The 25,282-nt window shown below is 70.6% G+C and carries 18 protein-coding genes; 11 read left to right on the top strand and 7 right to left on the bottom strand.

All coding sequences use genetic code 11. The features are described 5' to 3' along the window. Positions 1–85: 85 nt before the first annotated feature. Complete coding sequence (locus tag ABD951_RS09260; RefSeq protein ID WP_345343831.1) at positions 86–1,339, top strand: HRDC domain-containing protein; 1,254 nt, start codon at positions 86–88, stop codon at positions 1,337–1,339. A gap of 3 nt (positions 1,340–1,342) precedes the next feature. Here the strand turns inward: ABD951_RS09260 and ABD951_RS09255 are convergent, their stop codons facing one another. After that, positions 1,343–1,966 (bottom strand): TetR/AcrR family transcriptional regulator, encoded by a 624-nt coding sequence (locus tag ABD951_RS09255; protein WP_345343976.1) that lies wholly within the window; start codon positions 1,964–1,966, stop codon positions 1,343–1,345. A gap of 217 nt (positions 1,967–2,183) precedes the next feature. Here ABD951_RS09255 and ABD951_RS09250 point away from each other — a divergent pair, with 217 nt between their 5' ends. Then, positions 2,184–2,948 carry an oxygenase MpaB family protein gene (locus ABD951_RS09250; protein WP_345343974.1) on the top strand — a complete coding sequence of 255 codons (765 nt, stop codon included), beginning with the start codon at positions 2,184–2,186 and terminating at the stop codon, positions 2,946–2,948. A 95-nt stretch (positions 2,949–3,043) separates the two neighbouring features. On the opposite strand, the gene ABD951_RS09245 is transcribed toward ABD951_RS09250, so the two are convergent. Both ABD951_RS09245 and ABD951_RS09240 read right to left on the bottom strand, forming a co-directional pair. Next, positions 3,044–3,442, bottom strand: a complete 399-nt coding sequence (locus ABD951_RS09245; protein WP_345343829.1) for a DUF7144 family membrane protein — start codon at positions 3,440–3,442, stop codon at positions 3,044–3,046. 259 nt (positions 3,443–3,701) lie between these two features. Further along, positions 3,702–4,799 (bottom strand): lipase family protein, encoded by a 1,098-nt coding sequence (locus ABD951_RS09240; RefSeq protein WP_345343827.1) that lies wholly within the window; start codon positions 4,797–4,799, stop codon positions 3,702–3,704. Between the two features lie 270 nt (positions 4,800–5,069). Here ABD951_RS09240 and ABD951_RS09235 point away from each other — a divergent pair, with 270 nt between their 5' ends. The 6 genes from ABD951_RS09235 to ABD951_RS09210 all read left to right on the top strand — a co-directional run bounded on the left by ABD951_RS09235 (position 5,070) and on the right by ABD951_RS09210 (position 14,230). Then, positions 5,070–6,617: a serine/threonine-protein kinase gene (locus ABD951_RS09235; protein ID WP_345343825.1), complete on the top strand. Its 1,548-nt coding sequence runs from the start codon at positions 5,070–5,072 to the stop codon at positions 6,615–6,617. 229 nt (positions 6,618–6,846) lie between these two features. After that, entirely contained in the window at positions 6,847–8,067 is a 1,221-nt protein-coding gene (locus ABD951_RS09230) for a thiolase family protein (RefSeq protein ID WP_345343823.1), read from the top strand. Beyond that, positions 8,068–10,173 carry a 3-hydroxyacyl-CoA dehydrogenase NAD-binding domain-containing protein gene (locus ABD951_RS09225; RefSeq protein ID WP_345343821.1) on the top strand — a complete coding sequence of 702 codons (2,106 nt, stop codon included), beginning with the start codon at positions 8,068–8,070 and terminating at the stop codon, positions 10,171–10,173. A 245-nt stretch (positions 10,174–10,418) separates the two neighbouring features. Continuing rightward, positions 10,419–11,483 carry an alpha/beta hydrolase gene (locus tag ABD951_RS09220; RefSeq protein ID WP_425569801.1) on the top strand — a complete coding sequence of 355 codons (1,065 nt, stop codon included), beginning with the start codon at positions 10,419–10,421 and terminating at the stop codon, positions 11,481–11,483. Positions 11,484–11,663: 180 nt separating this feature from the next. Beyond that, positions 11,664–12,671: an iron-siderophore ABC transporter substrate-binding protein gene (locus ABD951_RS09215; protein WP_345343817.1), complete on the top strand. Its 1,008-nt coding sequence runs from the start codon at positions 11,664–11,666 to the stop codon at positions 12,669–12,671. A 113-nt stretch (positions 12,672–12,784) separates the two neighbouring features. Next, the gene (locus ABD951_RS09210; protein WP_345343815.1) at positions 12,785–14,230 is read left to right on the top strand and encodes a sugar porter family MFS transporter; all 1,446 of its coding nucleotides are present in this window, start codon (positions 12,785–12,787) and stop codon (positions 14,228–14,230) included. Positions 14,231–14,260: 30 nt separating this feature from the next. On the opposite strand, the gene dxs is transcribed toward ABD951_RS09210, so the two are convergent. Beyond that, positions 14,261–16,189 (bottom strand): 1-deoxy-D-xylulose-5-phosphate synthase, encoded by a 1,929-nt coding sequence (gene dxs / locus ABD951_RS09205; protein WP_345343813.1) that lies wholly within the window; start codon positions 16,187–16,189, stop codon positions 14,261–14,263. A 210-nt stretch (positions 16,190–16,399) separates the two neighbouring features. Here dxs and glsA point away from each other — a divergent pair, with 210 nt between their 5' ends. The 3 genes from glsA to ABD951_RS09190 are packed head-to-tail and all read left to right on the top strand — an operon-like array spanning position 16,400 to position 20,162. Beyond that, complete coding sequence (glsA, locus tag ABD951_RS09200) at positions 16,400–18,238, top strand: glutaminase A (RefSeq protein WP_345343811.1); 1,839 nt, start codon at positions 16,400–16,402, stop codon at positions 18,236–18,238. Between the two features lie 41 nt (positions 18,239–18,279). Continuing rightward, positions 18,280–19,326, top strand: coding sequence for an ATP-binding cassette domain-containing protein (locus tag ABD951_RS09195; protein ID WP_345343809.1), 1,047 nt, complete (start codon positions 18,280–18,282; stop codon positions 19,324–19,326). Next, positions 19,323–20,162, top strand: a complete 840-nt coding sequence (locus ABD951_RS09190; protein WP_345343807.1) for an ABC transporter permease — start codon at positions 19,323–19,325, stop codon at positions 20,160–20,162. The genes ABD951_RS09195 and ABD951_RS09190 overlap by 4 nt, the downstream gene beginning before the upstream one ends. A 60-nt stretch (positions 20,163–20,222) precedes the next feature. On the opposite strand, the gene ABD951_RS09185 is transcribed toward ABD951_RS09190, so the two are convergent. From ABD951_RS09185 to ABD951_RS09175, 3 genes are all read right to left on the bottom strand, one after another. Next, on the bottom strand, positions 20,223–21,806 hold the full coding sequence (locus ABD951_RS09185) for an MDR family MFS transporter (RefSeq protein WP_345343805.1): 1,584 nt from the start codon (positions 21,804–21,806) through the stop codon (positions 20,223–20,225). A gap of 104 nt (positions 21,807–21,910) precedes the next feature. After that, positions 21,911–23,179 carry a class I SAM-dependent RNA methyltransferase gene (locus ABD951_RS09180; RefSeq protein WP_345343803.1) on the bottom strand — a complete coding sequence of 423 codons (1,269 nt, stop codon included), beginning with the start codon at positions 23,177–23,179 and terminating at the stop codon, positions 21,911–21,913. Then, the gene (locus ABD951_RS09175) at positions 23,176–25,251 is read right to left on the bottom strand and encodes an APC family permease (RefSeq protein ID WP_345343801.1); all 2,076 of its coding nucleotides are present in this window, start codon (positions 25,249–25,251) and stop codon (positions 23,176–23,178) included. Before ABD951_RS09175 ends, ABD951_RS09180 begins: the two co-directional genes overlap by 4 nt. Between the last annotated feature and the right edge of the window lie 31 nt (positions 25,252–25,282).

The following is a 25,282-nucleotide window of genomic DNA, read 5'->3' as shown; positions in this document are numbered from 1 at the left end:
ACGGTCGTCCGAAACTCCGCCGGACACACCCGCACGGCGACGCCTGCGGGCGCCGGCGGGGCACGGCGCCGTAAAGTCACTGTCCATGTCAGAGCCGAGCGGGCCCGCGCCCGCACGCACCGCGGTCCCCCTCCTCGCACCCGTGGACGGACTGCCCGAGGTCGTCGACTCGCCGCGGATGGTCGCGGATGCGGCGGCGCGCCTGGCCGCAGGCACCGGGCCCCTCGCCGTCGACGCGGAGCGCGCGTCCGGGTTCCGGTACTCGAATCGGGCGTACCTGCTGCAGTTCCGGCGCGCGGGCGCCGGCACCGTCCTCGTCGACCCGATCCCGGTGGCCGACGAACTCGGCCCGCTGGCGGAGGCGATCAACCCACTGGAGTGGGTGCTGCACTCCGCCGACCAGGACCTGCCCGGCCTGGCCGAGCTCGGTCTGCGCCCCGCCGCGCTGTACGACACCGAACTCGCCGGACGCCTGGCCGGATTCGACCGGGTCGGCCTGGCCGCGATCGTCGAGCGCATGCTCGGGCTGGAGCTGACGAAGGGGCACGGGGCGGCGGACTGGTCGAGCCGGCCGCTGCCCGAATCCTGGCTGAACTACGCGGCCCTCGACGTCGAGGTACTGGTCGAACTGCGCGACGCGATGGCGGCCGAACTCGAATCGCAGGGCAAGACCGACTGGGCGACACAGGAGTTCGAGCACATCCGGCTTGCCGGACCGCCGAAGCCGAAACCCGACCGCTGGCGCCGCACCTCGCAGATCCACTCGCTGAAGTCCCCGCGCCAACTCGCCGCCGTGCGCGAGTTGTGGCAGACCCGCGACGAGATCGCGAGCAGGCGGGACATCGCGCCCGGGCGGGTGCTGCCCGACTCGGCGATCGTCGCGGCCGCGAGCGCCGACCCGAAGTCGATCGATGCGCTGCGTTCGCTGCCGGTGTTCGGCGGGCCGCGCCAGCGGCGCAGCTCACGAGTGTGGCTGCAGGCCCTCGAACGGGCCCGCGCCCTGCCCGACTCGCAGCTGCCCCCGCTGACGCAGCCGTTCACCGGCCCGCCGCCCGCCAACCGCTGGGCCCGCAAGTTCCCCGAGGCCGCGGAACGTCTGTCCTCGGCCCGCACCCAGATGACGTCGCTGAGCGAGCGCGTGCACGTCCCGGTGGAGAACCTGCTGACCCCCGATCTGGTGCGCAGGCTGTGCTGGGATTTCACCCCCGCCGACCATCCACGCTCCGACCCGGACGGATTGCTCACCTTCGTCGAGGCGACGCTGCGCGACGGTGGCGCCCGGTCGTGGCAGCGGGAACTGACCGCACCGGTGCTCGCCCGCGCGCTCGGCGGCAGCTGAGCGCTACCGTGCGGCGGCCACCGCCAGCATCAGGTCCGTGCACCGCTCGACGAGGGCGTCGGGGTCGATCTCGAGGACCTCGTCGAGCCACGCGGTGAGGATCTGCGCGAAACCGCCGACGACGAAGTGGGCGACCAGGTCGACGTCGGGACCGGCGGGTAGGTCGTAGAAGTCGACGGCCTGTGCAGTGGTGAGTCCGGCGAACATCCGCGCCGACTCCAGACGTTTGTGGGCCAGAACGGAATTCACCGGACCGGAGAACAGCAGGCGCCCCAGCCTGGGGTCCCCCGAGATCTCCCGGACGATGGTGGCGACGGCGGCGCGCACCACCGCCCGCTCCGCCTGTGGCGCCTCGGCGATCGCGCGGAGCGTGGTCGCCGCGATCCGCTCCACGGCGTGGTCGTAGACGGCGACGGTCAGCGCGTCACGGTCGGTGAAGGACTCGTAGAAGTAGCGGGTCGCCAGTCCGGCGTGCTTGCAGACCCCGCGCACCGACAGCGCCGGCTCGCCGTCCGGCGCACCGAGCAGGTCGAGCCCGGCGTCGATCAGCTGGGCGCGCCGCTCGGCACGTCGCCGATCACCCTCGACACCCGCGTAGACCCGCGCCGACGACGTCATGCCGACCATCATTCCATCCACCCCTGGACCGCACACATATATGTGAGTACAGTCGTATCCAGATTGGTTGGGCGATGACCGAACGAGCGATCTGGAGGGGCAGATGTCGGTTGCACCGGAGAAGGACGGTCACGTGTCGGACACGGGGTCCGCGACAGCGGAACCGGCCCCGTATCGGCCGATCGACGGCGGACCGGTGCTCGCTCAGGTCGACGGGGTGTCCCTGATGGCCGGTGCGGCGAACGTCATCATGCAGCTCTCGTGGCCGGGTGTCGGATACGGCGTGATGGAGAGCAAGGTCGAGTCGGGCCGCCTGTTCGACCACCCCGTCAAACGCAGCCGCACGACCCTCGCCTACCTCGCGGTCGCGGCGATGGGCACCGAGGACGAGAAGCGGCTGTTTCGCCGGGGCGTCAACCGGGCACACGCGCAGGTCCGCTCCACCGACCGGAGCCCGGTGACGTACAACGCGTTCGATCCGGAGTTGCAGCTGTGGGTCGCGGCGTGCATCTACCGCGGCTTCGAGGACACCCATCGCGTCCTGCGCGGCGAGTACTCCCCCGCCGAGCGCGAGTACTACTACCAGCGCGGCGCGGTGTTCGGCACCACGCTCCAGGTCAAGCAGGAGATGTGGCCCGAGAACCGCGACGCGTTCGAGGAGTACTGGACCGAAGCGATGAAGAAGGTGTCGATCGACGATGCCGTGCGCGCCCACCTCGACGTCATCGCCCGCGCCGGCTTCGCGCACCCGATCGTCGCGAAACTGATCGGCCCGCTCAACCTGTTCATCACGAAAGGGTTTCTCCCGCACGAGTTCCGGGACCAGATGCACTATTCCTGGACGAGCCGGGACCAGACCCGATTCGATCGGCTGACGACGGTGATCGCCACGGTCAACCGGTTCCTGCCCTCGATCGTGCGCCAGTTCCCCTACAACTACCTGATGGCGGACCTGCGCTGGCGCATCCGCACCGGCCGCGCGCTGGTCTGACGCGGGCACCGTGTTGCACACGCAACCGGCCACACCTGGACGACCGACGACTCGGCCCGCCCCATGACGCGGGACGGGCCCAATCGCGCGACGTCTCAGGCCGCGGCCGGCTTCCAGGTCGACACCGCCCAGATCACCACGACGTCGAGGGCGATGATCAGGATCGACCACCACGGGTAGTAGGGAATCCAGAGGAAGTTCGCGATGATCGAGATCGCGGCGACCACGATCGCCGACACCCGCGCCCACCCGGCGCCGGTGAACAGCGCGAAGCCGACCGCCGCGACGATCACACCGAGCACGATGTGGATCCAACCCCAGGTGGTCAGGTCGAACTTGTAGACGTACTGGATGCCGACCACGAACACTTCGTTCTTGGCGACCGCGGCAACTCCCTGGAAGAACTGGATGATGCCGACGGTCACCATGATGATGGCGGCCCCGAGCGACACCCCCTCCGTCCAGCCCTGCTTGGTCGACGTTGTTTCGGACATGACCGTCCCCTTCCGTAGGACTGACCGATCCTGATCGCGGGCGGGCCGCCCGACGCTCCCCATTGTCGGCGCACGTCCGTCAATCCGCCTGACATCGAGTTCATTTCGTGTCGTGACCACCGTCGCCGCAGCCGCGATCGTCGGCATCGAGGTCGCGGGCGTGTACTGATTCCCAGGGTGTTCGTGCGCCGTGCGACGGCGGATTCCCCCACGCCAGTCGATCAATCGCCGCGGCCGGGTTGTCGAGTGCGCGATCGGATCACGTCGCCGGGATCAGATGGGCGTCGCCGAACTCGTTGGGTGTCCAGCGCGGGGTCAGGGCCGAGATGTAGTGCTGCGGGCCGTGGTCGTCCAGCGAGTACCGGAACGGCAGGCCCCGCAGGAGCCGGAACCTGCTCGCCACGAAGCCCAGCGGGGCCTCGATGAGCCCGAGGACGTCGCCCATCTGCGTGATCGGCTCGTCGGAGGTGTCCCGCCACGCGTCGCCGCGGTCACAGCGGTATTCGCGCCCGAAGTGCGCGAAGTGGTCGGAATCGGTCGGCGGGAGGTGCGGCACCACGTCCTTCCGGTAGACGTAGCGGAGCACGTTCCGGTCGAGGAACTCGTTCGCGGTGCAGGCCGCCGCGAACCCCGGCGAGCCCACCATCGGTGCGCCGAAGGTGTAGGCACCCTTGAACACCGGCTCGAAGAGTTCGATGTACTCCTTCTCGACCGACAGCATCACCGCCATGAGCGCGGCCATCGCTCCGCCCAGGCTGTGTCCGGTGAGGTAGAGCGTGGTCATCGGACCCGCCATCGGCTCCATCGGCGCGCCCTCGTCGTCATCGAGGACGGAGCGCCCCTCGAGCGCCCGCTGCAGCGCGGCGACCACCGCGAACCGGGTCGCGCGCACGTTGCGGTAGAACCCGGCATGGACGGCATGCGCGTCGGCATCCGCGGCCTCGGTCTTCGGAAACGGGAAGGCGATCCTGTCGGGGTGCACGTCGGCGTCGATCAGCCAGTTGACCAGGTCCGTCGGTGTGGTGCCGCGATAGGCCAGGATCACGACGCTGCCGTCACGGCTCTGGATCAGGAAGGCGGTGGACCTGATGAACATCGCATCCACGGACATCTCCACCCGCAGGCAGTGATTGTCCACCAGGCCCATCCGCGCGAGCATCATCGCCACCGTCTCGGCGTCCGAGTAGGCGTAGCCGGCCGCGACCGCGAGGGTGTGCGCCACAGTCGGGTCGGGCTGCTGCCCTACCCCGGCGAGGGTCGCGCCGAGATCGTGGTACACCGGGAAGGTGGGCGACGAAGTCGGCTTGACCGGCCGGTATGCGGACAACGGCTGTGCAATCGACCCCTCGATCAGCATGACGCGACGCTACCCGACTGCACCCGGGCCCGTGAGGTGAGCGATGGACCCGCCTCCACCGCCATCCGGTGTCGTGACCGACACGAGCGCCGTCGGGAATCCGCAGATCATCGAGCGCTTCTCGTGCTGCGGCGCGTTGGGCGACGATCCGGTTCGGCCCGTCGGCGGCTCCGCCGAGTCCAGTGGGCGGAGACGACGAGAGGGGGCGCGGCGATATGCTCACGCGGACATCACGCACCAGGGCAGGAGTGGAGCATCAGCGCACGAGAGTTGCGGCCGGGCAGTCTCTTCGCCGGATACCGGATCGAGCGGCTCCTCGGCGCAGGCGGCATGGGCAGCGTGTACCTCGCCAGGCACCCCAGCCTGCCGCGCCTCGTCGCGCTCAAGCTCCCCGATCCGGCGCTGACCAGCGACCCGCAGGGACGGGACCGTTTTCTCCGCGAGGCCGACCATGCGGCGCTGCTGGATCACCCGAACATCGTCACCGTCTACGACCGCGGAGCGGAACGCGATCCGCGTGGCGGTGCCGAGCAGCTCTGGATCTCGATGCAGTACGTGGACGGCACCGATGCCGCGACCCCGCTGAGGCAGGGGCCGATGCCGGTGGACCGCGCCGTCCGCATCGTCGGCGACATCGCCCGCGCTCTGGACCACGCGCACGCCCACGGGGTCCTGCACCGCGACGTCAAACCGGCGAACATCCTGCTCACCGTGCCGCGTGCCGGGGAGCCGGAACGGGCACTGCTCGCCGATTTCGGGATCGCGAAGGGCCTCGAATCGACGTCACTCACGCGGACCGGCACGGTCGTCGCGAGCCTGCAGTACGCGTCGCCGGAACAGATCGAGGGCCGGCCGCTCGACGGGCGCAGTGACCAGTACGCGCTCGGTGCCACCCTGTGCCACTTGCTCATCGGGCATCCGCCGTTCCCGGACACCGACCCCGCCTACCTGGTGCATGCGCACCTGAACCTGCCCGCCCCCCGCGTGACGGCGGCCCGCCCCGATCTGCCGCCGGCACTCGACGCGGTGCTCGCGCGAGCGCTCGCGAAGAACCCACCGGACCGTTTCCCGTCCAGTGCCGCACTCGCCGCCGCGGCGCGGTCCGCGCTCGAGGGGCCCCGCGCCGGCGCGCCCGGAACACCCTCTCCGACAACGCACCTCGCGACGCCGCTGCCGACGGAGACGGTCGGCGCGTCGGCGCCGCCGCCACCGCCGCCGCCGCGGCGCCGCCTCCTGGTTCCGGTCGCCGCGGGCGCGGCCGCCGCCGCGCTCGCCGGCGCGGCGGTCACCGCCTGGCTCCTCGGCGACAGTGGCGACACGGCGGGGAGCGCACCCGTCGCGACCTCGAATGCCGCTCCGCCGCCCACGCACACCGAGACGGTCGTCGTGCCGGCCCCGACCACCCAGCGCCCGACCCTCCCGCCGACGACCACGCAGCCGCCCACCTCCGGCAAGAAGGTGCCGCCCGGCCGCGCACCCGGACGGACCGTCGGGTACGTCTCGGGAGCCGACGAGCAGGGGTTCACCGACGGCGACGGGCCGCGGTGCAATCACACCAACCCGGCGGTCGCGGTGGCCCGTACCGAGGAGTCCGCGATCGTGGTGTGCCAGGCCGGCGTCGGTCGCTACTACTACATCGGGCAGGGCTCCAGCGACACCGCGGAGATCGAACTCGACGACCCGAAGCGGTCCGGTGACGGTTTCACCGCGACGAACGGGTCGGTGAAGTACGTCCTCGACTCGGACGCACTGACGATCACCGACGACGGTGACCTGGTGGCCCGCGAGGACGTGCTCGAGTACCGCTTCGGCGGGTAGGCGAGCGCGTCCGGATCGACCGACCGGCCTCCGAGGTCGCGGCAGGGATGCCGCGACCGGCTCCTCCGCGCCGCCCTGGCGTGCCGCGATCACGCCCGCGTGCCGGTACCCCAGGTATTGACGTAGAGTAAGTTACCGACGGGTAGCGAGCGGCGCCGCGCGCTACCAGGGCAACCCGAGCCTCACCACCCGACCACGGTGGCGAGCATCTCCACCAGGAGGAATCAGCGTGTCTCCATCCACTCAGCAGGGTCGGGGCGTCGTCTTCGTCGACGGCATCCGCACCCCCTTCGGCAAGGCGGGGGCCAAGGGCATCTACGCCGACTCCCGCGCCGACGACCTGGTCGTCAAGGCGATCCGCGAGCTGCTGCGCCGCAACCCGCAGCTGCCTGCCGAGCGCATCGACGAGGTCGCCATCGCCGCGACCACGCAGACCGGTGACCAGGGCCTGACCATCGGCCGCACCTCCGCCATCCTCGCCGGGCTGCCCGAGACCGTGCCCGGCTTCGCGATCGACCGCATGTGCGCCGGCGCGATGACCGCCGTCACCACCACCGCGTCGGGCATCGGTTTCGGCCAGTACGACGTGGTGATCGCCGGCGGCGTCGAGCACATGGGCAGGCACCCGATGGGCCAGGGCGCCGACCCGAACCCGCGGTTCCTGGCCGACAAGCTGGTGGATCCGTCCGCGCTCGTGATGGGCAACACTGCCGAGAACCTGCACGACCGGTTCCCGTCGATCACCAAGGACCGCACCGACGCGTACGCCGTCGCGTCGCAGAACAGGTACGACGCCGCGAAGAAGGCCGGTTTCATCGCCGACACCCTCGTCCCGGTCGCGACCCGCGCCGAGAACGGCTGGGGCCTGGCCACCGAGGACGAGCCGCCGCGTCCCGGCACCACGATCGAGGACCTCGCCGCGCTGAAGACCCCGTTCCGGCCGGCCGGCCGGATCACCGCAGGCAACGCCGCCGGCCTGAACGACGGTGCGACCGCGTGCATCCTCGCCGGTGAGGACACCGCCGCCGAACTCGGCCTGCCGGTCGGCATGCGGATGGTCGGCTTCGCCTTCCAGGGCGTCGACCCCGCGGTCATGGGCATCGGCCCGGTCCCGGCGACCGAGAAGCTGCTCGCCCGCACCGGCCTGAAGATCGAGGACATCGGCCTGTTCGAGATCAACGAGGCGTTCGCGGTGCAGGTGCTCGCGTTCCTCGAGCACTTCGGCATCGCCGACGACGACCCGCGTGTCAACCAGTGGGGCGGGGCGATCGCGTGCGGCCACCCGCTCGCGTCCTCCGGGGTGCGCCTGATGACGCAGCTCTCGCGCCAGTTCGCGCAGAACCCCGACGTCCGCTACGGCCTGACCACGATGTGCATCGGCCTGGGCATGGGCGGCACCGTCATCTGGGAGAACCCCAACCACGCTGATTACCAGGCGGGAGCCAAGTAAATGACCGACATCACAACCGCTTTCGCCGACGAGGTCGTCACGAACGCCTACACCAAGCTGGTGTCCGTGCCCGGCATCGAGGGCCCGGTCGCGCTGATCACGCTCGACAACGGCTTCGACCACACCAAGCCGAACTCGTTCGGCCCGCGCGGCCTGCTCGCGTTCGACGCCGCGCTCGACGAGGCGTTCGCCGCCAACCCCGCCGCGATCGCCGTCACCGGCAAGCCGTTCATCTTCGCGGCCGGCGCCGACCTCAAGGGCGTCCCGTCGATCACCTCCCGCGAGCAGGGCCTCGAGCTCGGTCGCCTGGGCCACAAGGTGTTCCGTCGCCTGCGCGACTCGGCCGTCCCGACGTTCGGCTTCGTCAACGGCCTCGCGCTCGGCGGCGGACTCGAGGTCGGCCTGCACTGCCACTACCGCACCTACGCCGACAACGTGCCCGCTCTCGGCCTGCCCGAGGCGATGCTGGGTCTGGTGCCCGGCTGGGGCGGAACCCAGTTGCTGCCCAACATCGTCGGGCCCGCGAACGCGGTCACGATCGCTGTCGAGAACCCGCTCAACAACGGCAAGGTGATCGGCGCGGCGCAGGCCGCCAAGCTCGGTCTCGCCGACGTGGTCCTCGGCTCCGCCGACTTCCTCGAGCAGTCCCTCGCCTGGGCGGCGAAGGTCCTGGCCGGCGAGATCGTCCCCGCCCGCCCGGAGATCGACCGCGGCGCCGGCTGGGACGAGGCCGTCGCCCGCGCGAAGGCGATCGTCGCGGGCAAGACCAAGAACAACGCCCCCGGCGCCGTGCGCACCGTCGAACTGCTCGACGCCGCCCGCAACGTCGATCTCGCCGACCCGGCCACCCTCGACGCCGGGTTCGCCGCCGAGGACGAGGCCCTCGCCGACCTGCTGATGACCGACGAGCTGCGCGCAGGCCTGTACGCGTTCGACCTGGTGAACCGGCGTGCCAAGCGGCCCGCAGGCGCGCCGGACAAGTCGCTGGCCCGCACGATCTCCGGGGTCGGCATCGTCGGTGCCGGCCTGATGGCCAGCCAGCTCGCGCTGCTGTTCGTCAAGCAGCTCAAGGTGCCGGTGATCCTCACCGACATCGACCAGGAGCGCATCGACAAGGGTGTCGGCTACGTCCACACCGAGATCGACAAGCTGCAGGGCAAGGGCCGGCTGTCCCCCGACGGCGCCAACCGGCTCAAGGCGCTGGTCTCCGGCTCGCTGGACAAGGCCGCGTTCGCGAAGACCGACTTCGTCATCGAGGCCGTCTTCGAGAACATGGACGTCAAGAAGAAGGTGTTCGCCGAGCTCGAGGAGCACATCGCCCCCGAGACCATCCTCGCGACCAACACCTCCTCGTTGTCGATCACCGAGATGGCCGCGGACCTGCGGCACCCGGAGCGGGTCGTGGGCTTCCACTTCTTCAACCCGGTCGCGGTGCTGCCGCTGCTCGAGATCATCAAGGGCGAGAAGACCGACGACGCCACTCTCGCAACCGCTTTCGCGACCGCGAAGTCGCTCCGCAAGTCCGCGGTGCTGTGCGGCGACAAGCCCGGTTTCGTGTTCAACCGGCTCGTCACCCGCACCCTCGGCGAGGTCATGACCGCCGTCGACGAGGGCACGCCCTTCGACGTCGCCGACAACGCCGTGGGCGCGCTCGGCATGCCGATGAGCCCGTTCACCCTGCTGGCGCTGGTCGGACCGGCCGTCGCGCTGCACACCGGCGAGACGCTGCAGGCCGCCTACCCGAAGCGGTTCGTCTCCTCCCCCGGCCTCGAGGCACTGGTGGAGGCCCGCAAGCCCGGCGTGTGGACCTACGGACCCGAGGGCCAGGTCGTCGACCCCGAGGTCGCCGCGCTGTGGCCGCAGGGCGACAGGGCGTCGACCGCCGACGAGGTGCTGGAGCGCACCCGTCGCGCGATGGCCGAGGAGATCGCGATCATGCTCGACGAGGGTGTGGTCGCGGCGGCCCAGGACATCGACCTCTGCCTGATCCTCGGCGGCGGCTTCGGCTTCTGGAACGGCGGCATCACGCCGTACCTCGACCGCACCGGAACCTCCGAGGCCGTGAACGGCACGCGGTTCCTGGCGCCGGGCGTGGCAAGCGTCTGACGCGGACCAACACACCCCGAAACGGGCGCGGCACGGAATTCCCGAGCCGCGCCCGTTTCGTCTGATCACACCCCGCCCTCGGGCCCTCGACCTGGCGGAATGATCGGGCAAGCGACCCGTCGACTGCACCGGCGCGGGGTGCACACGCGGGTTTCGGGGGGCCGTGACCACGCCATTCGCGATAGGGTGCACGAGCCCGGTAATCGCGGCTGTGCACGGCCGCACTGACGAAAGGCCCGAACAGGATGCGAGTCAGACGACCGAGAGGCGGGACATCGCTCCCGCGGCTCACACGCTCGATGGTGATGTCGATGGCGATCCTGCTGCCGCTCGGGGCGTCGGTAGCAGGTCCGGTCGGGGTCGCGAACGCCGCCTTCGACAGGAATTTCGGGTACGACTTCTGGGTCGACAGCGACATGGGTCCGATCAAGTCCCGGATCTTCCGCGCCGCGGACGGCAACACCGACCGGGTGGTGTACGCACTCGACGGGATGCGCGCCCGCAACGACCTCAGCGGCTGGGAGCTCGAGACCAACGTCGCCCACGCGCTGACCGGCGCGAACATCAACGTCGTGATGCCGGTCGGTGGGGAGTCCAGCTTCTACGCGGACTGGAACGCGCCGAGCACCTGGGGTCCGGGCGAGCTCGGGTCCTCCACGGGCAGCTCCGGCGGGTCGTCGGGGCTGGGCAGCTCGGATGCCGCGGGCGACGTCGACGGCAAGGCCAACACCTACCGGTGGGAGACCTTCCTGACCCAGCAGTTGCCGAGGGCGCTCGCCGCCCGGGAGGGGTTCCGGTCCACCCGCAACGGCGTGTTCGGCCTGTCGATGGGCGGCAGCGCGGCACTGACGCTCGCCGCCTACCACCCGCAGCAGTTCAGCTTCGCCGGGTCGTACTCCGGCTTCCTCAACAACTCCGCACCCGGCATGCGCGAGGCACTTCGCCTCGCGATGGTCTCCGCGGGCGGATTCAACATCGACGCGATGGCGCCGCCGTGGGGGCCGCAGTGGCTGCGGATGGACCCGTTCGTCTTCGCGCCGATGCTGAAGGCGAACGACACGCGGCTGTGGATCGCCTCCGGCAGCGGGGTCCCGGGTCCGGGCGACGTCAGCGACGCGCTCGGCGTCGTCCAGTCGGTGCCGCTGGAGGCGCTGGCGCTGGCCAACACCCGCGCGTTCGAGGTCCGGATGGCCTCCATCGGAGCCGGGAACGTCCACTACGACTACCCGCAGACCGGTGTCCACAACTGGAAGAACTGGGAGGACCAGGTCATCCGGATGATCCCCGACCTGTCCGGCAACATCGGCTGAGCCGGGCCTCGGCACCAGGATCACTCCTCCGGACCGGGACCGATCAGCGGTCCGACACTCCGCGCCCCGGGCACCGGCCCGGGGCGCGGAGTCGTCTGCGGCCGGTCCCCGTCCGGGCGGTCGGGCGCCCGCGGGCGACGGCGCCCCGGCGGCGAATGAAATAGGCTAGCCTCACCTAACGTGAAACGCAGTCTTCTTCGCGCGGCCGTCGCCGCGCTCGCCCTCACCGCCGCCGTCGGATGCTCGACCGGCGCCCCCGATTCCGACACCCCCGACGACGGGGACGGCGCCTACCCCGTCACCATCGCCAACACGTTCGGCGCCACCACGATCGACCGCGAGCCGCAGCGCCTGGTCACGATGGGCTGGAACGCGCAGGACGTGCTCTACGCCCTCGGCCTGAGGCCGGTCGGCCAGCCGAAGTACAGCTACGGAGCGGACCCGAACGGCGTGATGCCTTGGGCGCAACCGTATTTCGACGCCGAGACCACCACCCTCTACGAGCACCCCCAGTCCGGCGAGCCGTCGATCGAGACGATCGCGACGCTGACACCGGACGCGATCCTCGCACCCTACGAGGGGTTCGATCGCGCGTACTACGACAAGCTCAGCGCGCTGGCGCCCACCGTCGCCTACCCGGGCGAGGCCTGGCAGACCACCTGGCAGGACCAGACCACCATCGTCGGACGCGCCGTCGGCAAACCCGCCGAGGCGCAGGCCCTGGTGGACGGTCTCGGAAAGACGCTGTCCGACACCGCATCCGCGCACCCCGAGTTCGCCGGCAGGACCCTCACCGTGGTCAACCTCGACACCGCCTCGGGTGAGGCGAACGTCTACCTGCCCACCGACCCGCGGGTGCAGGTACTCACCGAACTCGGGTTCGTGAACGCGCCCGGCGTCGAGGCCCTCGCCCGCGACAACAGCGCGGGCACCTTCTACAGATCGATCTCCCTGGAGAACCTGCGCGACATCGACGCCGACGTCGTCGTCGCCTTCGTCGACGCCGCCTCGGATGCCGCAACCCACCCCGCGGTCGCGCAACTGTCGGCGGTCGGCCGCGGCTCGGCGGTACTGATGAGCGACCAGCGGGTCATCTCCGGACTGAGCAACGTCAACGTGCTCAGCATCCCCTGGGTCCTCGACACGATCGTGCCGGAATTGTCCACGGCCGCCCGGTCTGCAGGCTGAGGGCGGCGGGCCGCGGGACGGCGAGCGCGCCCGCCCGATTGGCAGTAGCGTCATAGTGCCCCGGGTGTGTCACGACGCAATGGGGCGTCGACCCGGGCCCCGAGGGGGTCGACATGGCCACGAGCGACACCGCGTTCGGCGGAACGGGGTCCGGGGCCACCGGGGCCGCGGTCGGGCGCGCCGTGATGATCGCCGCCGCGGCGGCGCTCGGCGGATTCCTCTTCGGTTACGACACCGCCGTGATCAACGGCGCGGTCGGCGCCATCCGGGACAAGTACGACATCGGCGCGGGCGGAACGGGATTGACCGTCTCCCTGACCCTGCTCGGCGCCGCACTCGGGGCCTGGCTGGCCGGCGACGTCGCCGACCGGCTCGGCCGGATCAGGGTCATGCAGATCGCGGCCGTGCTGTTCTTCGTCGGCGCGCTCGGCTCCGCGTTCCCGTTCAGCGTCTACGACCTGACGGCGTGGCGGGTCGTCGGCGGCGTCGCCGTCGGCTTCGCGTCGGTGATCGCGCCGGCGTACATCGCGGAGATCTCCCCCGCCTCGATCCGCGGCCGGCTCGGGTCGATGTACCAGCTGGCGATCGTGCTCGGCATCGCGATCTCCCAGCTGGTCAACTACGCCCTCAACGCCGCGGCCGGCGGGGCCCGCGGACACCTGCTCGGCATCGAGGCCTGGCAGTGGATGCTCGCGCTCGAGGCGGTGCCCGCGCTGCTGTACCTGATCGTGACCTACCCGATCCCCGAGTCGCCGAGGTTCCTCGTCCTGCGCGGCCGCGCCGACCAGGCCCGGGAGATCCTCGCGGACCTCGAGGGCGGCGGCGACGAGGTCGTGGCCGTGCGGATGGCGGAGATCGGCGCATCGCTGCGCGAGCACCGCACCAAGACGACTCTGCGCCAGCTGTTCTCGAAGCCGCTCGGCGTCGCACCGCTGGTCTGGGTGGGGATCGCGCTCGCCGCCCTGCAGCAGTTCGTCGGCATCAACGTGATCTTCTACTACTCGTCGACCCTGTGGCAGGCGGTCGGCTTCGGCGAGGACCGCTCACTGCTGATCAGCGTCGTCAGCGCACTGGTCAACATCGCAGGCACGTTCGTCGCGATCGCCGTGATCGACCGGATCGGGCGCCGGCCGCTGCTGCTGGTCGGATCGGTCGGGATGGCCGTGTCCCTGGCCACCGCGGCGATCTGCTTCAGCTCGGCGGTCGTGACCACCAACGACATCGGCGAATCCGTCGCCACCCTCGAGGGCACCTCCGGCACCGTCGCCCTGATCGCCGCCAACACGTTCGTGTTCTTCTTCGCGTTCTCGTGGGGCCCGGTGGTGTGGGTGCTGATCAGCGAGATGTTCCCGAACCGGGTGCGGGCCGCGGCGGTCGGAGTCGCCACCGCCGCGAACTGGGTGTCGAACTTCCTGATCTCCGCGACCTTCCCCGCCCTCGCGGACTGGAACCTCTCGGTGACCTACGGCGGCTATGCGGTGATGGCGGCGGTGTCGTTCTTCGTGGTGTGGAAGTTCGTCACCGAGACCCGCGGCCGCACCCTCGAAGCCGCCGGCTGAGCCGGCGACCCCCGCGCGGCCGCGACCCGATCACCCCTGCTGGGAGATCCCGGTGTCCGCGGCCGACGGCGCGTCCTCCTCGGAGCGGAGTCCGGCCACCCAGCCGGTGATCTGCCGGGCGAGATCCTGGGCGGTCAGCCCGAGGTCGGCCAGCACCTGATCACGGGACGCATGATCGAGGAACCGCTGCGGAACCCCGACGTCGCGGGCGGGTGTGTCGACGTCCGCGGCCCGCAGGGCGGCGGACACGCTCGACCCGATGCCGCCGTGGACACCGCTGTCCTCGAGGGTGACGACCATCCGGAAGTCGCGGCCGAGCTCCACCACCGGTCGCGGCACCGGCAGTACCCACCGGGGGTCGACGACCGCGGCCGAGATGCCTTGCTGGGCAAGCCGGTTCGCGGTCTCGAGCGCGACCGTCGCGAACGGGCCGACCGCGACGATCAGGACGTCACCCCCGCGCCGCTCCGGCATCGCGAGCACGTCCACGCCGTCGATCCGCTCGATCGCGGGAATGTCCTCCCCGACGGCACCCTTCGGGAACCGCACCGCGGTCGGCCCGTCCGAGACGTCGAGCGCCTCACCGAGCTCCTCGCGCAGGGTCGCGGCGTCGCGGGGGGCGGCGACCCGCATCCCGGGCACGATCCCGAGCAGCGAGAAGTCCCACATGCCGTTGTGGCTGGCGCCGTCCGGTCCCGTGACACCGGCCCGGTCCAGGACCAGGGTCACCGGCTGCTTCAGGAGCGCCGCATCCATCAGCAACTGGTCGAACGCCCGGTTCAGGAACGTCGAGTAGACCGCGACGACCGGATGCAGGCCACCCAGTGCGAGACCGGCCGCCGACGTCACCGCGTGCTGCTCGGCGATGCCGACGTCGTAGGTGCGCTGCGGATAGCGTTCCCCGAACGCCGCCAGACCCGTCGGGCCCGGCATCGCCGCGGTGATCGCGACGATGTCCTCGCGGTCGGCGGCCCGGGCGATCAGCTCCTCGGAGAACACCGAGGTCCAGTCCTGGACCGGGGTGCTGGTCGAGCGCCCGGTGCGCGGGTCGATCACGCCGGTCGCGTGCATCTGGTCGGCCTTGTGGTTCTCGGCGGGCGCGTAGCCCATCCCCTTGCGGGTCACGGCGTGCACGATCACCGGCCCGCCGAAGTCCTTGGCCCGGCGCAGCGCCGACTCCATCGCCGCCTGGTCGTGCCCGTCCACCGGTCCCAGGTACTTGACGCCGAGGTCGGTGAACATCACCTGCGGGCTGACCATGTCCTTGATGCCGGCCTTCATCCCGTGCAGCAGCTGGTACGCCGCCCGGCCGATCCACGGCATCTTCTTGACCATCCGGCGGCTGTTGTCCAGGACCCGCTCGTAGCCGGGCTGCAGCCGCAGCGCCGCGAGGTGGTCGGCGAGGCCGCCGATCGTCGGCGCGTACGAGCGGCCGTTGTCGTTGACCACGATGACCACCGAGCGGTCCTTGCCCGCCGCGATGTTGTTCAGCGCCTCCCAGCACATGCCGCCGGTCAACGCGCCGTCGCCGACGATCGCGACCACGTGCCGGTGCTGGCCGGTCAGCTCGAACGCCTTCGCCAGCCCGTCCGCGTACGACAACGCGGCGGACGCGTGCGACGACTCGACCCAGTCGTGTTCCGACTCCGCGCGACACGGGTATCCGGACAGGCCACCCTGCTTGCGGAGCGTGTCGAACCGGTCCTTGCGGCCGGTGACGATCTTGTGGACGTAGGCCTGATGCCCGGTGTCGAACAGCACCGCGTCCCGCGGCGAGTCGAACACCCGGTGCACGGCGAGCGTCAACTCCACCACACCGAGATTCGGACCCAGGTGGCCGCCGGTCGCCGCCACCTTCTCCACCAGGAACCCGCGGATCTCCGCGGCGAGTTCACGCATCTCGGCGAGGGTCAGACCGCGAAGATCTCCGGGCGTCTGGACTCGAGAAAGAACACCCAACGAGATCGCTCCCTCCGCAGAACTGCACGTGCTCGAAACCCGCCGACCGCCGACCGGTCGACCGGCCCAGTCTACGGAGCCCGACTCCCGACGATCGCCAGGCATACCGTCCGGCGCGGCCGGGACGGCACGCTGCCTGCTCATTATGCCGGTCACGGTGAGTCAGTTCACAGGTCGCGGGCCGCCGCAGGGGGTGAGAACCTGGACGCCATGCGCACAGTCGTGGACGCGATCATCGGCGAGGTGTACGACCGCTGCCGCGGCAACCGGGACGGAGCCCTGGCCGACTACATTCCCGAACTGGCCCAGGTGCGCCCGGACGGCTTCGCGTTGTGCGTGGCGACGACCGACGGCCACGTGTACGAGACGGGCGACGCCGACACCGAGTTCACGATCCAGTCGATCTCGAAACCGCTGACCTACGGACTGGCCCTCGCGGACCGCGGGCCCGCCGCGGTCGCGGCCAAGATCGACGTCGAGCCGTCCGGGGAGCCGTTCAACGAGATCAGCCTCGACCCGGTCACCGAACGGCCCCGCAACCCGATGATCAACGCCGGCGCGATCACCGCCGCCTCCCTCATCGCCGGCGACGACCCCGCCGAACGGTTCGAGCGGGTCCGGCGCTGCTACTCCACCTACGCGGGCCGCGAACTGGGCCTCGACCGGCGGGTGTACGAGTCCGAGGCGCGCACCGGGCACCGCAACCGGGCCATCGGCCACATGCTGCGCTCGTTCGGCATCGTCACCGACGACCCGGACGAGGCGGTGGACCTGTACTTCCGGCAGTGTTCGATCAACGTCACCTGCCGGGACCTCGCGCTGATCGCGGCGACGCTCGCGAACAACGGCACCCACCCCCGCACGGGCCGGCGAGCGCTGGCCCCCGAGCACGTCGAGCAGGTGCTGTCGGTGATGACGTCCTGCGGCATGTACGACGCGGCCGGCGAGTGGATCACGCAGGTCGGGCTGCCGGCGAAGAGCGGGGTCGGCGGCGGCGTCCTGGCGGTGCTGCCCGGACAGATCGGCATCGCGGTGTACTCGCCCCGCCTCGACGCGCACGGCAACAGTGCCCGCGGCGTGCAGGCGTGCCGGGAACTGTCCCGCACGCTGGATCTGCACTTCCTCCACGTCGGTCGCGCCGCCCGCTCGGCGATCCGCTCCACCCACACCGTCGACCGGGCACCGTCGCGACAACGCCGCAGCGCCGCCGAACGCGACACGCTGGCCCGGGTCGGCCGGCGCGCCCGGATCTACGAACTGCACGGCGACCTGTTGTTCTCCGGTGCCGAATCCGCGGTCCGGGCGGTCGCGGAACACGCCGACGACCTGGACGCGGTCGTCGTGGACCTGCGCCGCGTCGACGAGGTCGGCGACGTAGCCCGTCGGATGCTCGCCGACCTGCGCACGGACCTGGCCGCGCGGGGGTGCCGGTGCACCTTCGTCGACCCCGACGGTCACCTCGGGCACACCGCGTCGAGCGTCGACCGCTCCGAGCGCATCTTCGCCGACCTCGACCGCGCACTCGAATGGGCCGAGGACGAACTGCTGGACCGGCACTGCGACGGCGGACGGATCCCGGCGGCGATCGCGCTGGCCGACCACCCCCTGCTCGCCGGCCTGTCCGCCGCCCAGTTCGACCACATCGCCGCCGAACTCGACCTCGTCGACGCGCCGGGAGGGCACACGGTGGTCCGGCGCGGCGACGACCCGGTCGGCATCGTGCTGATCCTGTCCGGCCGGGTCAGCACGATCGTGACCGGACCCGACGGGACCGAACACCGGATCACGACCCTGGCACCCGGCATGACGTTCGGCGAGATGCCGACCCTGATCGGCGGCACGTTCCTCAACGACGTGCGTGCCGACACCGCGACCCGGCTCGCGGTCCTGAGCCCGGAGCGCTTCGCGAAACTGACCGACGCCGCACCGGACCTGAAGCTGGCGCTGGTGACCCGGCTCGCCCAAGGTGCATACGCCCAGCTCGACAGCGCGATTCGCAGCCTCGGAGGTGCCGGGTCGCCGGCGCCGACACTCGGCTTTCTTTCGTAATTCCGTTGCCCGATCCACCCGAAACGGACAGGCTGGAGCCCATGCCCCTCGACCTCGCGATCGAAACGAACGCTCTCGTCAAGCGCTTCGGCACCACCGTCGCGGTGGACGGCGTCGACCTCGCCGTGCCCCGCGGCGGCGTCTACGGCGTCCTGGGCCCGAACGGTGCCGGGAAGACGACGACGATCCGCATGCTCGCCACCCTCCTCGACATCGACGGCGGCACCGCGCGGGTGCTCGGCCACGACGTGGCCCGCGAGGGCGACACCGTCCGCGGCAAGGTCGCGCTGACCGGACAGTTCGCCTCCCTGGACGAGGACCTGACCGGCACCGAGAACCTCGTGTTGCTGTCCCGGCTGTACGGCTTCTCCCGCTCCGCGGCCCGCGCCCGATCCGAGCAGCTGCTCGGCGCGTTCGATCTCGCCGATGCCGCGGGACGGCAGGTGAAGAACTTCTCCGGCGGCATGCGACGGCGCCTGGACATCGCGGCGTCGATCATCGTGACCCCCGAGCTGATCTTCCTCGACGAACCGACCACCGGCCTCGATCCGCGCAGCCGCAACCAGGTGTGGGAGATCGTCCGCGCCCTGGTCGCGGGCGGCACCACGGTCCTGTTGACGACCCAGTACCTGGACGAGGCCGATCAGCTCGCCGACCGGATCGCCGTGATCGACCGCGGCCGCGTGATCGCGGAGGGCACCAGCGGCGAACTGAAGGCGTCCGTCGGGTCCGGTGCGCTGCACGTCCGCGTCGCGGACCCGGAGCGGCGCGGTGAGGCCGCCACCGTCCTCGCCGGGGTGCTCGGTGTCGACGTCACGATCGAGCCCGACCCCGCCGCGCTCAGCGCCCGCATCGAGGACAACGGCCGCGTCGCCCGCGCCCTGGCCGCCCTCGACGACGCCGGGATCGCGGTGACCACCTTCGCACTCGGGCAGCCCAGCCTGGACGAGGTGTTCCTCGCCCTCACCGGCAAACCCGCCGACAGCCACACCGGTCGGCCCGCCGACAGCCACACCGGTCGGCCCGCCGACAGCCACACCGGTCGGCCCGCCGACACCGACACCGCGCTGGAAGGGACACCGTCATGACCTCCACCACCGTCACCACCGCCTCCCCGGCCACGGCGGTCGGCGAGGCGCTGGCGCCGTCCGGCCCGCGCCCCCGGCGCGCGGGTGCGGTGGCGGCGTCGCTGTCGTTCGGCTGGCGGGCGCTGCTGAAGATCAAGCACGTCCCCGAGCAGCTGTTCGACGTGACCATGTTCCCGATCATGTTCACGCTGATGTTCACGTACCTGTTCGGCGGCGCACTCGCCGGATCCACGGAGGCGTACGTCCAGTTCCTGATTCCGGGCATCCTGGTGCAGACGGTCGTGATGATCACGATGTACACCGGGCTGACCCTGAACAAGGACATCGAGAAGGGCGTGTTCGACCGGTTCCGGTCGTTGCCGATCTGGCGGCCCGCACCGCTGGTCGGGGCACTGCTCGGCGACGTGGCCCGCTACACGATCGCATCGGTGATCGTCATGGTCCTCGGCCTGTTGCTCGGATTCCGGCCGGCCGGCGGGGTGCTCGGCGTCGTCGCCGCGGTCGCCCTGTTGCTGCTGTTCTCGTTCGCGATGTCGTGGGTCTGGACGATGTTCGCGATGCTGCTGCGCACCGAGCAGGCGGTGATGGGCGTGTCGATGTTCATCCTGTTCCCGCTCACGTTCGCCAGCAACATCTTCGTCGACCCCGCGACGATGCCGAACTGGCTGCGCGCGTTCGTCGACGTGAACCCGATCAGCCAGCTCGTCACCGCGATCCGCGGACTGATGGCAGGCGACGTCACCGCCGCCCAGCTCGGGGTCGTTCTGGCCTGGTGCGTGGGGTTCGTGGTGCTCTTCGGACCGATCACGATGCGGCTCTACAACCGCCGGACCTGAGCCACACAGCGGACAGCGGCCCGGCCCCGAGTGTGGGGCCGGGCCGCTGTCCGTGTGTGCCTAGACCTTGGCGTACTCCTCGTCCGCGGCGGAGGGCTTCAGGTCGATCGTGGTGCGCAGCGGCTTGTTGGGCAGCAGGCACACCGCGATCACGGTGATCACCGCGACCGCCGCCGCAACCAGGAAGATCCGTCCGGTCGCGTCGCCGTAGGCGACCCGGATCACGTCCTGCACGGGAGCCGGCAGTGCCTGCAGGTTGAGGTTCGCGCCGCCGCCGGGCGTGTGCGTGTCGATGCCCAGCTTCGCGAAACCGGCCGCGGTCAGGTCGGTGACCCGGGTGGCGAGAATCGAACCGAGCACCGAGACGCCGATCGCGCCACCGAACGTCCGGAAGAACGCGACGACGCTGCTGGCCGCGCCGACGTTGTGCACGCTGACGGTGTTCTGGACGGCGAGGACGACGTTCTGCATCAGCATGCCGGTGCCGAGTCCGAGGATCGCGATCATCACGCCGATCACCCAGATGGCCGTCTCGTGGTCGATCGTGCCCAGCATCAGGAATCCCGCGACCTGCAGCAGTGCGCCGCCGACCACGAATCCCTTCCACTTGCCGAACCGGGTGATGAGCTGGCCGGAACCGACGGAACCGGTGAGCATGCCGAGCACCATCGGGATGGTCAGCAGACCGGCCTCGGTCGGCGAGTAGCCGCGCGCGGTCTGGAAGTACTGGCCCAGGAAGGTGGTGGCACCGAACAGTCCGACACCGACCGCGACCGACGCGATGATCGCCAGGGCCGTGGTCCGCTCGGTGACGATCTTCAGCGGGATGATCGGCGACGAGGCCTTCGACTCGACGACGACGGTCGCGATCAGCAGCAGCAGACCGGCCCCGACCATCAGCGCCGACTCGGTCGAGATCCAGTCGTAGTAGGTGGCCTTGCCGGCGAAGGAGACCCACACCAGCAGCACCGAGACACCCGCGGTGAGCAGGGTCGCGCCGAGCCAGTCGATCCGCACGCCGTCGACCCGGGTGGTGTCGATGTGCAGGGTCTTCTGCAGCAGGAACAGGGCGATCACGGCCAGCGGGACACACACGTAGAAGCACCACCGCCAGCCGAGGCCGTCGGCGATGGCGCCGCCGAGGACCGGGCCGCCGGCCATCGACACGGCCATCACCGCGCCCATGTAACCGGAGTACCGGCCCCGGTCGCGCGGCGGGATGATCGTGCCGATGATCGCGACGACCAGCGCGGTCAGGCCGCCCATCCCGACACCCTGGATCACCCGGGCGCCGAGGAGGACCGGCACGTTCTGCGAGGCGCCGGCGATCACGGATCCGACGACGAAGACGACGATCGCGCTCTGGACGAGAACCTTCTTGTTGTACAGGTCCGAGAGCTTGCCCCAGATCGGTGTCGAGGCAGCGGTGGCGAGCAGCGACGTGGTGATCACCCACGCGTACTGGGTCTGGCTGCCGTTGAGGTCACCGATGATCGTCGGCAGGGCAGTCGAGACGATCGTGGAACTGATCAGCGCGGTGAACAGGGCCGCGAGGAGGCCGGCGAGCACTTCGAGGATCTCTCGGTGCGTCATCAGCTGCGCCGTCGGCGCCTGCTGCCCAGCGGTGATGTCGGCGTTGGTCACGAAACGATCTCCCCCAGGTTAGGTAAAGGCGAACTTTAATATGCTTGCGTTATGCAACTATATATTGGTTGCATTGTGCAATCAAGTTCTCCGGAGCCGCGCGGTCACCGCACCAGGCGGGCGATGCACTCCACGTGGTGGGTGAGCGGGAACGCATCGAACGCGCGCACCGCGTCGAGCCGGTACCCCTGTCCGAGGAACAGGCCGACGTCGCGGCCGAACGCGGCGGGGTCGCATCCGATGTGCACGACGGTGCGCGGGCCCGCCGCCGCGACCGACTCGACGACCGCCCGGCCGGCACCCGATCGCGGCGGGTCCAGCACCACGGTGGTCACCGGTCCGGACAACCCGGACACCGCCGCCTCGACGCGCGCCGCCTCCAGCCGCACCTGCGGCAGGTCCGCCAGCGCGCGGCGGCCGTCGTCGACCGCACCGCGCGCCGACTCCACCGACAGCACGGCACCGCGCTCCCCCACCTGCGCGGCGAGCGCGGCCGCGAAGACGCCGACACCGCCGTACAGGTCCCAAGCGACGTCCCCCACGCCGAGCCCGGACCAGTCCGCGACGACCTCGCTGTATCGCTCTGCGGCCCCGCGATGCGCCTGCCAGAACCCGGTGGCGGACAGCTCCCATTCGCGGTCGCCGACCCGCTGCACCGCCCGGCCGCCCCCGATCACGGGGTGCTCGCGCCGGGGTCGCGACACGGCGGCCCGCCGGGCGGTGGCTCCGCGCCGGCCCGGGCTGCGTCTGCCGGTCCGCGTCAGGTGGGCAGGTTCGATCTCGACGACGTGCCGCACGCCGTCGGCGTCGACCGTGACCTGCAGCTCGCCACCCGGACGCCAGGACCGTTCGGTCAGCCCGGCGTAGGTCCCCGGAACCGGTTGGGGGCACAGGAGATCCGGGACGACCCGGTCACTGCGGTAGGCGTGGAACCCGGCCCGGCCGTCGGCGTCGACCGCCAGCCGCACGCGGCTGCGCCACCCGGTCCCGTTCCCGGTCCCGGGCAGGTCCTCGACCTCGACGTCGCGGTCCACCCCGGCGAGCCGCCGCAGCTGTTCGGCGACCACCGACGCCTTGATCGCCCGCTGCGCGGGCAGCGTCGCGTGGGAGAAATCACAGCAGCCGGCGCCACCGGGTCCCGAGATCGGGCAGAGCGGGTCGACCCGGTCCGCGGACGGCTCGACGATCTCCACGGCGTCGGCGCGGCAGAACGAGCCACCGCGATCCTCGGTGACGGTGGCGCGCACCAGTTCTCCCGGCAGACCGTGCCGGACGAACACGACCCGACCCTCGTGCCGGGCGACACAGAACCCGCCGTGACCGGGGTTGCCGAGCCGGAGCTCCAGTTCCCTGCCGTGCCAGTCCTCGCTCACCGGGTGCCTTCCGCCCCGGTGCCCTGCGCCCCGCCGCCCTGCGAACCGCTGCCCTGCGAACCGCTGCCCTGCGAACCGCCGCCGTCCGGCGCGTCGAACCCGCGCCGGGTCCCGCCCGGGCCGGCGGGCACCGTGTAGCGCTTGACGCGTTCCGACGAGTTCAGCTGCCACGGCACCGACGTCACCATCACGCCGGGCTGGAACAGCAGCCGGCTCTTCAGCCGCAGCGCGCTCTGGTTGTGCAGGATCTGCTCCCACCAGTGCCCGACCACGTACTCGGGGATGAACACGGTCACCACGTCGCGGGGCGAGTCGCGGCGCACCCGGCGCACGTAGTCCAGCACCGGCTTCGTGATCTCCCGGTACGGCGACTCGATCACCTTGAGCGGCACCGTGATGTCGCTGCGCTCCCACTCCCGCACCAGCGCGCGGGTGTCGGGTTCGTCGACGTTGACGGTGACCGCCTCGAGCGTGTCGGGCCGGGTCGCGCGCGCGTACGCCAACGCCCGCATCGTCGGCATGTGCAACTTGGAGACCAGGACGATCGAATGGGTGCGGCTCGGCAGCACCCCGTCCCACTCCTGCTCCTCGAGTTCGGCGGCGACGCTGTCGTAGTGCCTGCGGATCGACTTCATCACCACGAAGATCGCCACCATCGCGACCATCGCGATCCAGGCACCGGCGGCGAACTTGGTGATGAGCACGATCACCAGCACCGCGCCGGTCATCGCGAGGCCGATCGAGTTGATGACCCGCGAGCGCTGCATGTGCCTGCGCTGGGCCGGATCGGTTTCGGACTTCAGGTGCCGGGTCCAGTGCCGGATCATGCCGGTCTGACTCAGCACGAACGAGACGAACACACCGACGATGTAGAGCTGGATCAGCTTGGTGACCTCGGCACCGAAGAACACGACGAACGCGATCGCGGCACCCGAGAGGAACAGGATGCCGTTGCTGAACGCGAGCCGGTCGCCGCGGGTGTGCAGCTGCCGGGGCAGGTAGCGGTCCTGCGCGAGAATCGAGCCCAGCACCGGGAAGCCGTTGAACGCGGTGTTCGCGGCGAGCACCAGGATCAGCGCGGTGACGGTCGCGATGAAGTAGAAGCCGACCGGGAAGCCGGAGAACACCGCCTCGGCGATCTGCGCGATCAGCGTCTTCTGCTGGTAGCCCTCCGGCGCCCCGACCAACTGGGTGGCCGGGTCGTGCGCCATCACCACGCCGATCTTCTGGGCCAGCACGATGATGCCCATCAGCAGCACGATCGCGATCGCGCCGAGCAGCAGCAGGGTGGTCGCGGCATTGCGCGACTTCGGCTTCCGGAAGGCGGGCACGCCGTTGCTGATCGCCTCGACACCGGTCAGCGCGGCACACCCGGACGAGAAGGCGCGGGCGATGAGGAACGCGAACGCGATCCCGTACAGATGCGAGTCCTCGGCTTTCAAATCGAAGCCCGCGGACTCGGCCTGGATGTCGTCGCCGAGCAGGAAGACCCGGAACAGTCCCCAGCCGAGCATCAGGAACATGCCGACGATGAACGCGTAGGTCGGGATCGCGAACGCGGTGCCCGATTCCCGGATGCCCCGCAGGTTCATCGCGGTGAGCAGGACGATCGCGGCGACCGCGAACAGCACCTTGTGGGTGGCCACGAACGGCACTGCCGAGCCGATGTTCGACGCCGCGGACGAGATCGACACGGCGACCGTGAGCACGTAGTCGACCATCAGTGCGCTGCCGACGGTCAGCCCCGCCGTCGGACCCAGGTTGGTGGTGGCGACCTCGTAGTCGCCGCCGCCCGACGGGTAGGCGTGCACGTTCTGCCGGTAGCTGGCCACGACCACCGCCATCACCAGGCAGACGGCCAGACCGATCCACGGCGTGAACGCGTAGGCCGAGATGCCGGCGACCGACAGGACCAGGAAGATCTCCTCGGGCGCGTACGCGACCGAGGACATCGCGTCCGACGCGAAGACCGGCAGCGCGATCCGCTTGGGCAGCAGGGTGTGCCCCAGCTTGTCGCTCCGGAACGGTCTACCCACCAACAGCCGCTTCGCAGCGGTCGAAAGCTTTGACACCGGCAAAGCGTAAGCCGTCGGAACCGATACA

The organism is Rhodococcus olei, from assembly GCF_039540555.1.
Classification (GTDB): Bacteria; Actinomycetota; Actinomycetes; order Mycobacteriales; family Mycobacteriaceae; genus Rhodococcus_G; species Rhodococcus_G olei.
Note: the sequence above shows the minus strand (reverse complement) of the source record. Positions and strands in the feature narration are given on the sequence as shown.

Bases quoted from the DNA above. Each gene is read 5' to 3' on its own strand.
- ABD951_RS09260 (WP_345343831.1), top strand. From the start codon at position 86: ATGTCAGAGCCGAGCGGGCCCGCGCCCGCACGCACCGCGGTCCCCCTC.
- ABD951_RS09255 (WP_345343976.1), bottom strand. From the start codon at position 1,966: ATGGTCGGCATGACGTCGTCGGCGCGGGTCTACGCGGGTGTCGAGGGT.
- ABD951_RS09250 (WP_345343974.1), top strand. From the start codon at position 2,184: ATGGCCGGTGCGGCGAACGTCATCATGCAGCTCTCGTGGCCGGGTGTC.
- ABD951_RS09245 (WP_345343829.1), bottom strand. From the start codon at position 3,442: ATGTCCGAAACAACGTCGACCAAGCAGGGCTGGACGGAGGGGGTGTCG.
- ABD951_RS09240 (WP_345343827.1), bottom strand. From the start codon at position 4,799: ATGCTGATCGAGGGGTCGATTGCACAGCCGTTGTCCGCATACCGGCCG.
- ABD951_RS09225 (WP_345343821.1), top strand. From the start codon at position 8,068: ATGACCGACATCACAACCGCTTTCGCCGACGAGGTCGTCACGAACGCC.
- ABD951_RS09220 (WP_425569801.1), top strand. From the start codon at position 10,419: ATGCGAGTCAGACGACCGAGAGGCGGGACATCGCTCCCGCGGCTCACA.
- ABD951_RS09210 (WP_345343815.1), top strand. From the start codon at position 12,785: ATGGCCACGAGCGACACCGCGTTCGGCGGAACGGGGTCCGGGGCCACC.
- glsA (WP_345343811.1), top strand. From the start codon at position 16,400: ATGCGCACAGTCGTGGACGCGATCATCGGCGAGGTGTACGACCGCTGC.
- ABD951_RS09195 (WP_345343809.1), top strand. From the start codon at position 18,280: ATGCCCCTCGACCTCGCGATCGAAACGAACGCTCTCGTCAAGCGCTTC.
- ABD951_RS09190 (WP_345343807.1), top strand. From the start codon at position 19,323: ATGACCTCCACCACCGTCACCACCGCCTCCCCGGCCACGGCGGTCGGC.